The organism is Flavobacterium sp. 22659 (genome assembly GCF_052044235.1).
GTDB classification, from domain to species: domain Bacteria; phylum Bacteroidota; class Bacteroidia; order Flavobacteriales; family Flavobacteriaceae; genus Flavobacterium; species Flavobacterium johnsoniae.
On sequence record NZ_JBQEMU010000014.1, the window covers coordinates 141106 to 157658 of the forward strand.

Sequence of the window (16553 nt, forward strand, 5' to 3'; positions counted from 1 at the left end):
GTAAAAACGATTTGTGTTTTCATAATCAATAAACCTATGAAAAAAATCGTTTTGAAGGCACTGCAAAATAAATCTAATGTAAAAAAAAGAGGGAGTTGTTTTTTCTTTTTAAGGGGTGGATTTGTACTTTAATTTTAGAAAACATTAGGGTTGGCCATAATTAAAAAAAGAATAGAAGCCTTTAAATGTAAAAATTAAAGGCTTCTATTTTTATTTCTAAAAAACAGAAAAATCTGATTTTCAAATAAATTACATCATGGTATTGATACGGATACTAGCTTTTATAAGTGCCAATGCCGAAATTTTTGAGATATGAATATCTTTTGGCTGATGATGTGAATTCTGGCTTACCAATTTTACAAATTCTGATCCCTGATCTGATTTTTGAACGTATTTTACAGTAATGTATTCTTCCCAGTCATTTAGTTTTACGCTTAAAAGATACATTTCACCAAAAAAGATATTTTCAAACTCAGTTTCTTTATACAGGACGATATCTCCTGATTTTAAAAGCGGATACATACTGTCTCCGGTTACAGAAATAGCTCCATCACATTTTGGCAGATTGGGAATTTTTATTGTATCCAAAACTCTTTGTGGTTTTCCGCTGTTGAACAATTCTCGTAAACCCGCCACAGCTTCTAGATCATATAATGGTATTTCCTGGCTCACATGCAGTGTATCGATCGTTCTTCGGTCGTTATTCATAATTACAATATTGGTATTATCTTCTTTTATCATAGGTCCATTTCCGGTTAAAAGCCACTCGGAATTAATTTCCGGATAATAGTGTAAAATTTTACATGCCTTATCTGTTCCCATATTACTGCTATTGTCTAAAAATTTATTAGAAAAGCCTAAATCATTACAGAACTTATATTTAGTAATCCCTTTATAATCAAGATATTCTCGCATTCTTTCAGTTGATCCCATATCAATATATATTTTGTGTTAAAGTTTTGTTTTGATGTATTATTTTACACTATATTTGCAAAGTAAAGAAAAAACAAACTGAAAAACAATAAATTTCACGTAAAATAAACGTTTTACAAAATCACATTTCTATTAAAAAACCAATAAAACAAAACAAAAACAGCTATTTAACACATAAAACACATTAAAAAAACAAATGTAAAATAATACGCTACTTAAAACATTTTTAACTCAAATACTTTATAAATATATCTTTATGGAACATTTTTTATACCCTACTTTAACAGCATTTTTTGGTGCTTTTATAACATGGTTTTTCTCATGGAGAAAAACATTGGCTCAAGACCGTGCTGCTGAACTTGATAATGCAGTCAGCGCTGTAAAATATTATCGTGATCTTCTAGATGACATAACCACACGTCTTACCGCTGCAACTGAAAATATCAAAAAAATGGAAGTTCAAAACAATGAATTATCACACATTAATAAGCAGCTTACTGACGAATTACATAAACTTAAACTTTTAAAAGAAAAACATCATAACACTGCCTGATTTTTTTATTTGAAGTAAATTAAAAGAAAATAATGTCTCTGTTTATTTTAATAAAAACACAGAGACATTTCATTTTTTCGCTTTTATTTATTTCTTATGAAATTTTAAATCTCAAAACAATTCTATCTAAAAAACAATTAAATTTGGAGACCTTAAATCATCAAATTAATTATGAATTCAAAAAGAAATTCGTTCTATTTACCAGCCTTATTAATGATGCTGTTTTTTGCATCATTTTCTTATTCTCAGACTTCAAGTACTGCTCCTAAAGCTGAAAACAAGTCTAAGTTATTTGAAGAAACCACAACCGACAGTGATTATTTGATGGCTATCGAAAAAGCCGGAGATGTACTAGAATCTGCAGCAAATGATGCCGAATTTGAAGGAAGTACTTTCCACTTGTTTGGAGACATTAAAAGAACCGAAAGTAAACTTGATTTAATATTAGCAAGTTTAAAAGGAGCTAATCCAAATGTCCGAAATCAGCAGATGTATCGTATTGTTCTAAAAGAAATCGAACAAGAATTAAACGATCAAAATAATGCAATAAACATTCGTAATCAAAATCTTGAAAAAATTAAAACCAGGATTATTGATCTTCGTAAAGACAAAATTTTATTTACTCTCATAAAAGATACTATTCGCAGAAAACAATTCAAAACTGAATTAGCGAACCTTAAAAAAAGGTATCTTAGAACTGACAGTCTGATGACTAAAAATCAGGAGACTTTAAACCATAAAAAAAGACTGACTGTAGAGCATAAAATTGATGTTTCTAACGCTCTTGCAACTGTAGAAACTAAACTCGAGAAATCAGGAATAAGTATTCTAAATAAAGAATATCCTTCGTTATGGAGCACTGATACCACAGCAAAAAAAGTGGTGTCACATAACATCAAAGCAAAAATTATAATTGAAGAAAATGTGGCCGCTTATTATTTAAGTTATAAAGCCGGAGCATTAATTACTCTGTGTTTCTTTATGGGACTTTTGGCTTGGTATATTTCACGCAATTTGAAATATTTAAAATCAAATGGTCACGACGAAAATCTTACTCTTTTTAATTTTAAATATTTAAACAGAGGCGTAATTCTGCCAATAGTTGTCATTACCCTAAACATTGCCGTGGTAACAAATTTGTATGCCCCTGCCCTGTTTTTAGAATTACTTCAGCTTGGCTCATTGGGTGTTCTGACTATCTTGTTTAAAAATGACTGGTCTGGAAAATCAATGCGAAACTGGTTATTGCTTTTCGGATTGTTTTTTGCACTTTGTTTTCTGGATCTTTTTATTGAAGTAGGCTTATTTCAGCGATGCTCTTTTATCATTATTAATATTTTAGGAATTCGATATGGATTGGTTCAAATTAAAAGTTTAAAAGATCAGTTATACATTAAAGGATTCTTTAAATGGGCCAGCATCATTTTTATCGGATTAAATGTTTTATCGATACTTTACAATCTTTTCGGAAGAGTATCTCTTTCAAACATGCTCAGTTTAACTGCCTTTATTTCTCTTACTCAGATTGTTGCATTGAGTGTACTTTTAAAAATAATTCTGGAAATAATTCTTTTACAGATTTATACAACCCGAGTAAAACGAGGTATTGAAAAGATTTTTGATTATGAGAATTTATCAAACACACTCAAAAAACCATTCATAATCGTAATCAGCTATATGTGGCTGGTTGTAATTGCTTCTAATTTAAATATTTGGGAATCATTACGTTCTTCTCTTGGCACTTTATTGAGTCGCCCTAACACAATCGGAAGCATCACTTTTACTTTAGGAAATATTGTTTTATTTTTTATAATTGTCTGGGCCGCACATTTATTGCAAAACTATGTTGCGTACTTTTTTGGAGAAATTGAAGACGAAAACGAAGAAAACATCAATAAAAGACAGCATTCTAAATTACTTATTACAAGACTTGTTGTTTTGATTGTGGGTTATCTTTTGGCTGTTGCTGCATCGGGAATGCCGTTAGACAAATTGAGTATTCTTCTGGGAGCGTTGGGTGTCGGTGTTGGACTTGGGCTTCAAAATGTTGTAAACAACTTTGTATCGGGAATTATTTTAATTTTTGATAAACCAATTCAAATTGGTGATGTTATTGATATTAGTTCTGAATCTGGAAGAGTAAAATCGATGGGATTAAGAACAACAAAAATCAACGCGCCAAATGGTGCCGAAATCATCATCCCGAATGGTAATTTATTATCTCAAAACATTACCAACTGGACGTATACAGATAATTTTAAACTGGTAGATATTTCTATTGAAATCAGCGGAGATGCAACTCCAGAAGATATAAATGCAACAATTTCAGCATCACTTGAAAGTCTTCCTTTGGTAAATAACACTAAACCATCTCAGATTTATTACAATTCAATTTCTGATGGAAAATTTAAAATACAAATCAAATTTTGGTGCAGTATCTATAGAACCGAAGAAACTATAAGTACAGCAAAACAGGTATTGTTTAACAATTTTAAAGCGAAAGGATTAACTTTTTCAACATAAAAATTAGAAAAGAAAATGGTTTGAGAATTATCTTCTCAAACCATTTTTTATTTATTGTAAATTTATTAAAAATGGATTTTCTAGAAATAATAGCTGGGAGATATTTACTTGAACTTTTGGACGCATTTACAAGATTTATTTACTTAAATGCTGCAATTTTATTTAAAGATAATGATTTTATTTTGTTTTCAGAAATATGGTCTCCAAGAGGAAATTCCAATAAAAAAAACAGTAATAGTGAATTGAATCATATGATAGGTGTCATTATTTTGGGTTCTATCATATTTATATTGGTAATTTTTACAACATAATGCTTAATCCATATCACTCAACCAAATCTTGCTTAATTAATTACTTTTTGTTTTCCAGTGTTTTCAACCTACTATTCTGCTCTTCAATAATTTCCACTAATTTCTCGGTCTTCTTTTGCTGTTCAATAGCATACAAGGTCAACTCTTCAACTTTTTTCAAAAGTGCCATATTCATCTCAGAAACATTGACTCCGTTTTTCTCAAATTCTTTTGCGGATGGAATTTCTGGTAAATGGCTGTTTTCTTTTATATAATTTTCAACTTCTTTCAAATCTCTTAATTTGTAATCGTTAGCAAAAACATAATCTGGTGCAGGGAAGTTTAAATCAACTTTTACTTCACTTGAATGGATTGCTCCATTCACATCCAATTTATATAAAGGAGAAACAACACCAATTCCTATATTTCCTGACGTATTTATAGTCATCGCCTGTGTATCATTTTCTCCCGAATTTACAATATTAAACTGCATCGCACAATCTAACAATCTTATATAGGAACCTCCTCTAGCTGTACTAATCAGTTTTAATCCGCCATTTGTAGTTTTATAGTTATGAATATTATTACCAATCCCTACCCCTGTGTAAGTTAGCCCCGGTTCACTTGCCCAAAGCATTAAATCGGCTTGACGAACTTCATCACCTCCACCTACAGAATGAAGCAAAATTCTGGAATCCGAATGATTTCCATATACATGTAATTTATGCAAAGGACTACTTATACCAAGACCTAAATTACCCGATATACTTTGCTTTCCCATAAAATCATTTTCTCCTTTACTGGCTAATTCAATCCACGGATTCCAAGCATTGATATCTCCGTTTTTAGTTCTAAAACTAATATGAGTGCCTCCTCCAGGCCCATAATCTGAACTTATCTGTGTGTCATAATTATTTATTGGAAATCCCCCATAACTAATTAAAGATCCGTTCCACGGAGTTCCAGATGTTGCATATGCAAAAGTATAGCCTGCTTTGAAGGCATCTGCTGAACCCGCCTCTGAAATATGAGAAATGGGACTTAAGCTCTGAGCCTTGGATCCAAATGTGAATATTCCAAATAATATTGCTGAGTAAATAATTCTTTTATTCATTATTTTAATGTTTTTTCAAGTTTTTGAAATCTTTTTATTTTCCTGTTCCAAATGAGCTATTTTTTTATTCTGCTCAATAACATACTAAGTAAATTTCTTCAACTTTCTTTAAAAGTGCCATATTCATTTCGGCTAAATGAATTCTGTTTTGTTCGAATACTTTTACCGAAGAGCATGACTAACCTGTGCGGCAAATGCCACAAATAGTAAAAAAGTCTTTTTCATAATTTATTTTATGTTTTGGTTCTGATGATGAATCTTAGCTAAACTCCTTTATTCTTTTGCATGATAACCTCTACAAACAATTGGTCTGTATTGGTTTTATAATTTCTTTTTTTTACAAAATTTAAGTGCTTAATATTCCCCAGCATCGGATTGTTTTCTACTTTATTAAGCAGGGCCAAACATCCATTAAATGATCCCTCCAAAGAAAAGGTATAACTGGTTGTGGTAAATCCTTTTTGAGAAATGATATGGGGTTCTTTAAAATCAACAATTTTTAAATGATAACTATCGCTGTAAGAAGTTAACTGTTTTAATAAATCATTCTGAAATGAATCTGATATAATTACATCATAAGTAGATAAAATCTGGTCCAGTTGTTTTTCTTTTTGAACCAGTTGCGCTACAAGTTTTGGCATACCACTATCCTCGGCTATCTCCCGTTGTTTATTCTGATATTCTTTATAATAATTTATGGTATTTGATATCGCAAAAGAATAACAAACGTAGAGCACTACAAAAAAACCAATTACAAGCAGTTTGTTTTTTTTATTTAGGTTCATTTACTTCAGAGTTAAGTTTATAGAAAATGTTGTTTCATTATTTTCATCTTTTCCAAAATGCGTAATTAAAACTTTATCAACCCAATTTAGCTTTTCAATATCTTCTACCCATTTAGTAAAAGAAGCATTAGCAATTGTAGTTCCTGAAATTGCGATTACTTTATCTTTTGTTAGTATTTGTTCTTCGGCCTTGATTTTCTTTTCCAAGGGATTAAAAGTAAGTTCGGTCAACAAAATAGAAGACGGGACTTTGCTTGTAATTTCATTAATAATTAAGGAACTTCTTGAAGTCATTCTTCCATCTATACCTTTAACTTTTTCTTCTTTTACAATAATTCTTTGTTTTATTTTACTAACATCTTCAATTGAAGATTTATTAACCAGCAAAATTTCAGATGATTCCTGAGCTAGCTTATAATAGTGTGTAAAAAAAACGAAATTCAGAAGTAAAATTCCCAAAATAACTCCAACCATTATTTTAATTCCTTTATTAAAAAAAGTTTTCTGATTGTAATCATTACATAATTGGTCACTAAACGAAATTATAGAACCTGTATTCAGTGTATTATTGAGTATTAATCTTAAAATTCCGGAAAAAGCCAACAATTGCCTATTCTCAATTTGAAGATCGTTTATGGTATAGGTTATTGCCGATTCTAAAACACTTGCTGAAATTATCTGCGTCTCTTCTTTCGAAACACTCTGATAATTTGTATACAGTTCACTTTCATCTGTATAACCAATAATATCAGCTATGGAGCATACTCCAAGGCTGATTCCGGCAATCGATATTTTTTGATTTTCGTAATCTTCCAGCAAGGTACTTACATACGATTTTCTTGCAATCGCAATTACCGATTTTGTTTTTAACCTCCAAATTTCATAATAAAACTCATCCCAGTTGGTATTAGGGAAAGATTTATGAAGCAGTTTTTCATCAGATGGTTCAACACCTAAAACTTCTTTTTGTATAACCTGATTCGAATTTATAACTAAAAAGAAAGGCAGTTTAGTATCCCACTTTTCAGCTATTTTTCCGTTATAACTAACCCTGTCTTTTTTGGTAATTACTAATCCTTCTTTTTTCTTTTCAACTAAAAGTAAGGCAACTTTATCTTCGTTATTTATAGTGAAGTGCTCAACACCAATGTATTGTTTTCCAAGCAAAAAGGTATTTAAGGATAATATGGGCATTAGTAAATAACTGTAGGTTTAATTAACACACTCAACTTTTTCTTTGAATCTTCTCTTTTTCTGGAACTAAAAATCCATTTAATAATAGGGATTCTTGATAGCAATGGTACACCCGTTCCTGAATCATTTTTTACAGATTCTTCTAGTCCGCCCAGTACAATTAAGTCCTGATCTTTAACTCTAATAATTGAAGTAAACTCTCTGGAATTAATTCCAGGAGGTGCATCTTTATCTACTTTTTGGCCGTTAAAACTAGACTGAATCACTTTAATATCCATAGTGATCTGTCCGTTACCAGAAACCAAAGGCATAATAGTTACTGATAATTCAGCATCAATAGGCTGGTAATTTTTTACTTCTGAAGCTTGCGGAATTTGCGATCCATAATAATTTTGATTGGTCACAACATAATACGTAGTTTCTCCAATAGATAAATAGGCTTTATGTCCATTTAAAGTTGATAACCTAGGGGAAGAACGTATTTTTAGATTTCCGTTTGTTTCCATAGCTTTTAAACTCAAATAAAAATTAGGAACAACCTGACCAATGTTTAAAGATCCAAATCCGCTGAAACCGTCTATAATTTTATTGATTGTAGAGGCCCCTAAATTAATGTCGGCATTAGGAAAAACAGTTCCTTTTGTAGTTACAGGTTTATCACCAATTCCGGCTTGAATCCCGGTTTCTACAGTAGCACTGCGGTTAACTTCTAAAAGCATCACTTCAATTAAAATTACCGGAACAGCTTTGTCTATATAGTGTATAAAAGATTCAAATCTTTCAATGTTAGCCGCAGGGCCATTTACTAAAAAGCTATTGAGTTCTTTATCAATTTTTATGTCTAAATCTTTCTTTATTTCATCAGGAATAATTGTCAGAATAGATTCTGATGGATTACTGCTGCTGCTGCCGCTTGAAGATGAATAATTACTGCTGCCTCCACTATTAAAATTACTGTTTTGGTTAGAGTAATTAGAATTAGAGTTAGATCTATTACTATTGTTATCGAAAGAATTATAATTAGAATAGCTATTCGTGTTATTTAATCTACCGGCACTTCTGCCCTCTTTTGAAGGATCACTTAGAAGTTCAATAGAACGATGCATTAGCGGAATCGATTTAATATTTCGTACCACTAATTGATCTTTTGTTCCAAAATAATAAACAGAGCCGCTTCTTTTGAATGTATAGCCGCCTCCGCCAGAAGATTGCATTGGCGCACCTGAATTATTATTACTAAACTGCTGTGAATTATTTCCTTGTGAAGCACCACCATCAGATTTAGTTTCAAATAGTTTTACTAAAAGTTCATCAAAAGTGATATTTTTTGCTTTAACAGTTCCATTTCCAGCACTTTCCAACGGACTTGATATAAACATATCTATGTCAAGTTCATTTCCTATATCATAAACGATACTTGAAATTGGAGTATTCTCAAAATCAACATTTAGCAGTTTTTTATCGGCATCAACAACCGTAAAGAAAAAATTAGATTTTCGTGGTCTTTGAGGTTTATTCTGACGTATTGCTCCATTAGGATCTGATGTTCCTTCGCTGACAAAATTCCCTTCTACTTTATCAAAAATGTAGAAGTTATCTCGTGATTTGGTTACACTTAAATTATTTGCAAATGCTAGTTTATTCAAAGCAGCATCAAAAGGCATGCTTTTAATGTATGCGGTAAGCAATTGATTTTCCAAACCTGGAGCAAAAACAAGATTCTTACCGCTTTCGTCCATAATTTTTCTGAAAACGTCATACAATTTATCATCTTTCAAATTCAGTGAAAGTAAATTATTTGCCAGATCGTATGAGACATCAATAGCTTTTAAAGCAGGAATCTCTGTTGGTTTTACATACGATTTAATAGCCAGAATATTTCCTGTAAAATCAATCGTAAGATTATATTCTTTACATAAAAATATAAGAAGATCGCCTACCGTTACATCCGAAAAATTATTTACAATGTTGATTTGGCTTAAGTTTCCCGCAACGCTAAAATTTAATTTATGAATTTGCGAAACGGCCAATAAAAAACTTGAAAGAGAAGCTTCTTTTATATTAACATTTACTTTTTCATTTAATCCAGGAGCATCGGCAGAAATGGACTCAATATTATTTTTTAGCTGTTGAATCCGATTTTCTTGCGAAAATGAAAATTGAAAAATTAGTATAAAAAACAGCGTAATTATTTTTCTCATGAAATTATATCAGTTGTAGGATTTTATTTGTTTTACAATAGTAATGAAAAAACTTCGTCAACCGAAGTAATTCCTTCTTTTATTAATAACAATGCGTTACGTTTTAGTGTAAAAATGTCTTTCTCTTCTAAGTAATCATTAATATCTAATTGATTGTTTTTTATCAAATTAGACAACTCTGAACCTATAGGCAGAATCTCATAAATGGCTTTTCTTCCGGAATAGCCTGTATGATAACAATGCTCACATCCTACAGCCGTATGATGCAAAGTTAAGTCATTTGGAATTTCGAATCCACTTGGAAAAATTTCCGGATTAATTGTTTCTTCTGTCTTACAAGAATTACAAAGCTTACGAACCAGTCTTTGCGCAACACTAATGTTTAGCGTACTAGCAATTAAGAATGATGGTATGCCCATATCAATTAATCTTGAAACTGTTGCCCAAGCCGAATTTGTATGTATTGTAGACAGAACAAGATGCCCGGTTAAGGCCGCACGAATTGCCATATTTGCTGTATTAACATCACGGATCTCCCCTACCATTATAATATCAGGGTCTTGTCTTAAAAAGGTTCTTAGAGTAGCTGCAAAATCAAGTCCGATATTTTCTTTTAACTGAACCTGATTAATTCCTTCTAGTGTATATTCTATTGGATCTTCTACAGTTAAAATATTAGTATTAGGGACATTTAACCTTTTTAAAGTAGCGTACAAAGTGGTCGTTTTTCCAGAACCAGTTGGCCCAGAAATAAGCACGATTCCATTTGGACGCTTTATATTTTCAAGATATGCTGCTAATTCTTTATCTGTAAAACCAAGAGAGTTAATATCAATATGACTCGTATCTTTACTTAAAATACGCAGTACGACTTTTTCGCCATGCAAAGTTGGTAAAACAGAAACACGAACATCAAAATCCTGATAATCTGTTACCATCGTAATACGTCCATCCTGAGGTAATCTTTTTTCAGAAATATCAAGTTGTGCGCGAATCTTAATTTTATTTACTATAATTGGATATTCTTCTACCGAAATATGAAACTGTTCTTTTAACTTACCGTCTAAACGAAAACGAACTCTTGCATTTTTTTCATAAGGTTCAAAATGAATATCACTGCTTCCTATTTCTTTGGCATTCAAAACGATCTTTTCTAAAAAATCTGAAGTGTAATGAATCTCCGAAACGTTATTAGAAGTTTTTCTATAATTGGTACTTAAAAAACGGTTTATATTTTCCGTAGAATCGGTTTCTAGTTGAACCTGAAAACTAAGTAAAATGCTTAATTCATTCTGCAGGCTCACAACATCAGATGCGTCAGTTTTTAAGATCACAGTGTTCTGATCTTTTCCAACCGGAATTATCCTATAATAATAGGCTTGTTCTGACTTTACAAGCTGCTGAAATTCTATTGGAATATCAAAATTCTCCATCTAATAAGCATATAAAAAAGCATTGTTAAAGCAAAAAGAAACTGCATAAACAACACCAAAAAAAAGTGACATATAACCTGCTAAAGGGACTGTTGCCTGCTCTTTTTTATTATTTAAAACTATATGCAAAATCAAAGAAAATACAAGCGAAAAAACAAATAAAACAAGAAAGGAAACTATAGAAAAAGTGCCGGCTATAAAAAGAAAAAATAGAATATCTCCTATTCCAATTGTGTTATTAAAATCTAAATTTCTGAATTTAATGTAAAGTGTGCTGACCAATAAAATTAAAACTACAAATAATAAATTAAATCCTAAGTTAGTCAGGGCAATTGAAACTGGAAGATTTTGTAATTGAATTGCAAACGCTAAAACACCAATGATTGGGTATAGAAACCAATAAACCAAACGACTTTTAAAGTCTTGGTACAATACAAAAGCAAATACAATTACTAATATTAATTTTAAATACCACATTAATCATTTGTAATTTGTTTTGGAACGCCATTTTGATCTATTTCCCAAACATTAAAAACACCATTTCCATTAAAATCAGTAATGGCTGTTGCCTTTACTTTAAACTCATTATTGCTTGAGTGTACAATTTCATACACATAGTTGGCGCTTCCGTTTTCTTTTGTCGTTTTCGGTGCTTCAAAATCTATTTCGGTAAAATTAGGGCTGTATTTAGAGTACATAAAATAATACTGTTTTTCAGCATTATAAATCGCCTTTAGCTGTACTTGAGCCTCTACACTTTTGGCTTTTGTAATTAACGGCATTAGGTTTGGCAAAGCAATTAAAAGCAATATTCCGATGATGGCAAGAACAATCAACATTTCCTGAAGATTGAAAGACGGCAGTTTTTTAAGTAGATTTTTCTTCAAAACAAAATATAAATTAATTTTTACAAATATATCTTTTTTATTGGGAAAATAAAGAGGTACAAAATGAGAAATAAATTGTTAGAAACACATTGTTTTTATAAAAAATATTTTGTTATTATTGTTAACCAATTAAAATGTAGCAACTATTAAATTAAAAAACTTATAATCATACATTTATAAACAGCTATTTTGATGTAGGCGGAAAAGGAACTTATCGAATGAAATTTATTGTAACGCAAAATTATTATTTTTCAAATCCTAATGACTATAATTTCTATCATTATACTAGTTTTAGAGTTAAATATAGAGAAAAAACTAAAGACGAGGTTTTTGTAGGTGGGCTAAGGATAAAAAATATAAATACTTATACAAATGATAATCTAATTGGTCCAAAATACACTACAAATTTCAAATATTTAAATGATTATAATATTACTAGTGGAAAGATGATGAATATACCTTCTTATGCAGAGTATATTTCCATTTTTGTACCTGATGTACCTATGGAAGGTCAAGCTCCCTCTCCTGAACTACAACTAGGAGTAAGACTATCATCATCTTCAACATTATCACTTTACAAAACATCAAGCTCAAATGTTGGATATTCCAAAGTCACTCAAATAGATTATGATAATATTAAGAAAACTGAAATTAAAGAAGACAATTATTTTAGCTTTCAAAACCCCTTGTTTTCAGAAATATGGCCTTTTGAAGATTCAAGAGAATATGAGCCAAAAGATTGGCACCGAGGAAAATTATTAAACAAGATATTTTACAACAATAATTCTATTGTTAAAGAAGAGAAATATACTTATTAGGGTGAACAGATTGAACAAAATATGGGATTTGTTGATGAGATAAATTATCAATTATTGGACAACAGTGAATTTTGCAGACCACAATCAGGGGTTTCTAAACATATATTTCCAAGCAATGTAGTACATCCTTCACTTTTTTCAAAAGGTTATCCTACAATATTTGACCATATATATGCTGCTAATAAATACTCTATTGAAAATAGCAGTACTTTTGGCATTCCAGGCGCTCCAGCTAGTTTTAAAATCCCTTATTTCAAAATTTACACAGGTTTTGATAAAATAAAAAGCAAGACTACTATAGATTATTTTGGAGATAATAGTATTTCTCAAACAGAAAATTATTTTTATAATTCAACTCCAACAAGCATACAGTTATCATCGCAAACAAATGTTAACTCAAAAGGAGAAACAATAGAAACTAAATATTACTATGTGCAAGATGCTGAAATGGCAAATGAACCCTTCAGAAATGAGTTACTTGCAAAAAATATGATTGGAATCCCATTAAAACAGGAATCATTTAAGGGTGCAAATAAATTATCAGAAAAAAGAACTCAATACGGCAGTTTTCAATCTCCAGTTGTTAATCAGCCAAATATATTACCTCAATATATTTATACTAAAAAAGGAAATATTGTACCTGATCAATTAGAGAAAAAAGTAAGTTATCAAACCTATGATACCTTTGGTAATCTTACTCAATATTCAATAGAAAATGGAAATCCTGTTTCTATCATATGGGGTTATAACCAAACACTTCCAATTGCTAAGATCGAAAATGCAACAAATGCTCAAATAGCATCTGATCTAAGTATTTCAAGTATAAACAATCTGAACGAAACTAATTTGGCAGCGATAAACACTTTACGCGCTAATCTGCCCAATGCCATGGTTACTACCTATACCTACATTCCGCTTGTAGGGGTAAGCACCATAACTGATCCGAAAGGACAGACCACAACCTATACCTACGACAGTTTTGGAAGACTTGAATTTGTAAAAGACAACAAAGGGAATATCCTTTCTGAGAACCAGTACAATTACAAACACTAAACCAAAAGCATCATGAAAAACTTCTTAAAACTTCTTTTGGTTTTGTTTCCTTTATTGGTAAAAAGCCAGACACAAAGCGAGAATTACATTAAAGCTGTAAAATACAAAGTGCCCAGCACCACACCTATAACATCACCTTCCATTTCTCAGGCTTCGCAGGACATCACCTATTTTGACGGACTGGGCAGACCCGTTCAGCAGACTGCCTCACAGCAGTCCAAATCCGGCATGGATATCATCACTCATATCGAATACGACGGTTTTGGAAGACAGGCTGAAGAATACCTGCCTTTTAAAGCAGAAACCTCCAATATGACTTTTGACCCTTCGGCCAGAGCAAAAGTGATGTCTTATTACGGAAATCCTAACCCGGCTCTTAACGGAAACCCAGCCCTTGAAGCCACCTCTTATCCTTTCAGCAGAAAAGAGCTTGAAGCCTCTCCTTTGAACAGGGTGCTCAAACAGGCCGCTCCAGGAAATGCATGGTACTCTGGATCAGGACATGAAATAAAAATGGACTATCAGACTAATGCCTCTGCAGAGGTAAAACTCTTCTCTGCCAATACACAGTGGAATGCGGCATCAGGATTATATGATATTACCCTTTCTCTTAACGGCCATTATACTGCCGGGGAGCTTTATAAAACCGTTACCTATGATGAAAACACAGCTTCTGTTCCACTTGAAACAGACGGTTCAACGGTTGAATTTAAAAACAAAGAAGGACAGGTGGTATTAAAAAGGACTTATGATGTCCAGGTAAAGCACGACACTTATTATGTTTATGATATTTACGGAAATCTCACCTATGTTATTCCGCCTAAAGCGGTTGATTTAATAGAAGGCTCAGCAGGCCTGCAGGCAGATCTAACCTCAAATATTACTGTAACTCGGGAAACTTCCCTGCATTTAACGGCTTCAAACTCTATTAGATTAACAGATGGTTTTCATGCTCAGGCAGGAAGTACTTTTTCGGCTGTGATTAACAACGGCGCTCAGGCTGTTTTAAATAATTTATGCTATCAGTATAAATATGATTACCGCAATCGTCTGGCTGAGAAAAAACTGCCGGGAAAACAATGGGAGTTTATTGTCTATGATAAACTTGATCGTGTTACGGCCTCAGGACCTGCCTATTCCCCGTTTTCTGATTTAAGCTCTGCAGGATGGATCATTACCAAATACGATGTTTTTAACCGCCCGGTTTATACCGGATGGACGGCCTCTGCAATAGTAAATTCTGCACAGAGGGCCTCCATGCAGAATGCTCAGAACAATGCCTCTGTAATTAACGAAACCAGAGCGGCTTCTGGAACCTTGGACGGAATACCGGCTTATTACAGCAATACGGTGTCTCCTTCTGATTTTAAGCTTCTCTCGGTTAATTATTATGATAATTATGTCTTCCCGGGCGCCCCTGCTGTACCGGCATCCATAGAAGGACAGGATATATTAAACAGCACGCAGGTCAAAGGACTTGCCTCGGGTTCATGGACAAGGGCACTGAATTTGAGCACTGAAACGCAAGGTGAAACTGCTGTTACTCTTTATGACGACAAGGCAAGACCTGTCAGGGCATATCTGCAGAATCATTTAGGAGGTTATACCTATACCGATACCAAACTCGATTTTTCAGGAAAAACACAGTACAGTATCACCAGACATAAAAGAACAGCAGCAGATGCTGAATTCACTGTCAAGGATGCTTTTACCTACTCGGCACAGGACCGATTAATGACCCAGACCCATCAGATAAACAACGGACCTGTTGAGCTTATTGCCGATAACACCTATGACGAGCTGGGACAGCTTATCTCTAAAAAGGTTGGAAACAACGCCCAGAATATCAATTATACCTACAACATCCGCGGATGGCTCACAGGTATTAATAATGTATCTTCTCTCGCACAGACGGACGGACCCAAAGACTTGTTTGCCTTTAAGATCAATTATAATGCCCCTTCTTCTTTCAGCGGGGTAAACGGACTCTATAACGGAAACATATCTGAGACCCAGTGGGCCACAAACTCAGATAATGGTATTGTAAGATCTTACGGCTATAAATACGATAACCTGAACCGTTTAAAAGAAAGTATTTCTGCTAAAGCAGGCTCAGTAAACAATGCTTACAATGAAAATTTATGGTACGATAAAAACGGAAATATTACCGGTCTTATCCGTAACGGAAACAGTGAGAGTGCCCAGCAGATCGACAATTTAATCTACACTTATGCCAATGCTGATAACAGCAACCAGCTGGCTAAAGTAACAGACAGCAGTAACAAGGCACTTGGTTTTACTGATGGAGCCAATACAGGAGATGATTACAGTTATGATCTTAACGGAAACATGGTATCTGATGCCAATAAAAACATCACCTCTATTACTTACAACCATCTTAATCTTCCCGCAAAAGTAACCTTTGCCTCTGCAGGAAATATTGTTTATATTTACAATGCGCAGGGACAAAAATTAAAGAAGATTGTAAGCGAGGCAGGAAAAACGGTTATCACTACTGATTATCTTGGAGGGTACCAGTATGAAAACGGCGTACTGAAGTTTTTCCCAACAGCCGAAGGTTATATCGAGCCTTCTGCAGGTTCTTATAAATACGTGTACCAGTATAAGGATCATCTGGGTAATATCCGTTTAAGTTATGACAAAAACCTTGTCATTCAGGAAGAAAACAATTATTATCCGTTTGGTTTAAAACATATAGGATATAACAGCGGGATTAACTCAACTAATACTGCTTTAAAGTATAAGTAC

Annotated in this window: 14 protein-coding genes; 6 read left to right on the plus strand and 8 right to left on the minus strand. The window is 32.7% G+C overall.

Annotated features, from left to right (window positions below; genetic code table 11):
* Positions 1 to 249: 249 nt before the first annotated feature.
* Positions 250 to 933 (minus strand): S24 family peptidase, encoded by a 684-nt coding sequence (locus ACTJIW_RS14925; RefSeq protein WP_262410513.1) that lies wholly within the window; start codon positions 931 to 933, stop codon positions 250 to 252.
* A 256-nt stretch (positions 934 to 1189) separates the two neighbouring features.
* Between ACTJIW_RS14925 and ACTJIW_RS14930 the strand changes: the two genes are divergently transcribed.
* The 3 genes from ACTJIW_RS14930 to ACTJIW_RS14940 all read left to right on the plus strand — a co-directional run bounded on the left by ACTJIW_RS14930 (position 1190) and on the right by ACTJIW_RS14940 (position 4320).
* The gene (locus ACTJIW_RS14930; protein ID WP_274252675.1) at positions 1190 to 1486 is read left to right on the plus strand and encodes a hypothetical protein; all 297 of its coding nucleotides are present in this window, start codon (positions 1190 to 1192) and stop codon (positions 1484 to 1486) included.
* 171 nt (positions 1487 to 1657) lie between these two features.
* Positions 1658 to 4009: a mechanosensitive ion channel family protein gene (locus ACTJIW_RS14935; protein ID WP_440714784.1), complete on the plus strand. Its 2352-nt coding sequence runs from the start codon at positions 1658 to 1660 to the stop codon at positions 4007 to 4009.
* Between the two features lie 71 nt (positions 4010 to 4080).
* Positions 4081 to 4320: a hypothetical protein gene (locus ACTJIW_RS14940; RefSeq protein ID WP_440714783.1), complete on the plus strand. Its 240-nt coding sequence runs from the start codon at positions 4081 to 4083 to the stop codon at positions 4318 to 4320.
* A gap of 40 nt (positions 4321 to 4360) precedes the next feature.
* Here the strand turns inward: ACTJIW_RS14940 and ACTJIW_RS14945 are convergent, their stop codons facing one another.
* The 7 genes from ACTJIW_RS14945 to ACTJIW_RS14975 form a co-directional block, all read right to left on the minus strand.
* Positions 4361 to 5413 (minus strand): hypothetical protein, encoded by a 1053-nt coding sequence (locus ACTJIW_RS14945; protein WP_440714782.1) that lies wholly within the window; start codon positions 5411 to 5413, stop codon positions 4361 to 4363.
* Between the two features lie 263 nt (positions 5414 to 5676).
* A complete protein-coding gene (locus ACTJIW_RS14950; RefSeq protein ID WP_440714781.1) occupies positions 5677 to 6198 on the minus strand; it encodes a hypothetical protein in 522 nt (173 codons plus the stop codon).
* Positions 6199 to 7392, minus strand: coding sequence for a hypothetical protein (locus ACTJIW_RS14955; RefSeq protein WP_440714780.1), 1194 nt, complete (start codon positions 7390 to 7392; stop codon positions 6199 to 6201).
* A complete protein-coding gene (locus ACTJIW_RS14960) occupies positions 7392 to 9593 on the minus strand; it encodes a type II secretion system protein GspD (RefSeq protein ID WP_440714779.1) in 2202 nt (733 codons plus the stop codon). Before ACTJIW_RS14960 ends, ACTJIW_RS14955 begins: the two co-directional genes overlap by 1 nt.
* Positions 9594 to 9625: 32 nt before the next feature.
* The gene (locus tag ACTJIW_RS14965) at positions 9626 to 11026 is read right to left on the minus strand and encodes a GspE/PulE family protein (protein ID WP_440714778.1); all 1401 of its coding nucleotides are present in this window, start codon (positions 11024 to 11026) and stop codon (positions 9626 to 9628) included.
* Positions 11027 to 11503 carry a hypothetical protein gene (locus ACTJIW_RS14970; protein WP_440714777.1) on the minus strand — a complete coding sequence of 159 codons (477 nt, stop codon included), beginning with the start codon at positions 11501 to 11503 and terminating at the stop codon, positions 11027 to 11029.
* Entirely contained in the window at positions 11503 to 11913 is a 411-nt protein-coding gene (locus tag ACTJIW_RS14975; RefSeq protein ID WP_274252658.1) for a prepilin-type N-terminal cleavage/methylation domain-containing protein, read from the minus strand. Before ACTJIW_RS14975 ends, ACTJIW_RS14970 begins: the two co-directional genes overlap by 1 nt.
* Positions 11914 to 12131: 218 nt before the next feature.
* On the opposite strand from ACTJIW_RS14975, the gene ACTJIW_RS14980 reads away from it, so the two are divergent.
* The 3 genes from ACTJIW_RS14980 to ACTJIW_RS14990 all read left to right on the plus strand — a co-directional run.
* A complete protein-coding gene (locus ACTJIW_RS14980; RefSeq protein ID WP_440714776.1) occupies positions 12132 to 12731 on the plus strand; it encodes a hypothetical protein in 600 nt (199 codons plus the stop codon).
* A 21-nt stretch (positions 12732 to 12752) separates the two neighbouring features.
* The gene (locus ACTJIW_RS14985; RefSeq protein WP_440718458.1) at positions 12753 to 13784 is read left to right on the plus strand and encodes an RHS repeat domain-containing protein; all 1032 of its coding nucleotides are present in this window, start codon (positions 12753 to 12755) and stop codon (positions 13782 to 13784) included.
* A gap of 12 nt (positions 13785 to 13796) precedes the next feature.
* The coding region (locus ACTJIW_RS14990; RefSeq protein WP_440718443.1) for a DUF6443 domain-containing protein at positions 13797 to 16553 on the plus strand (2757 nt) is incomplete at its 3' end.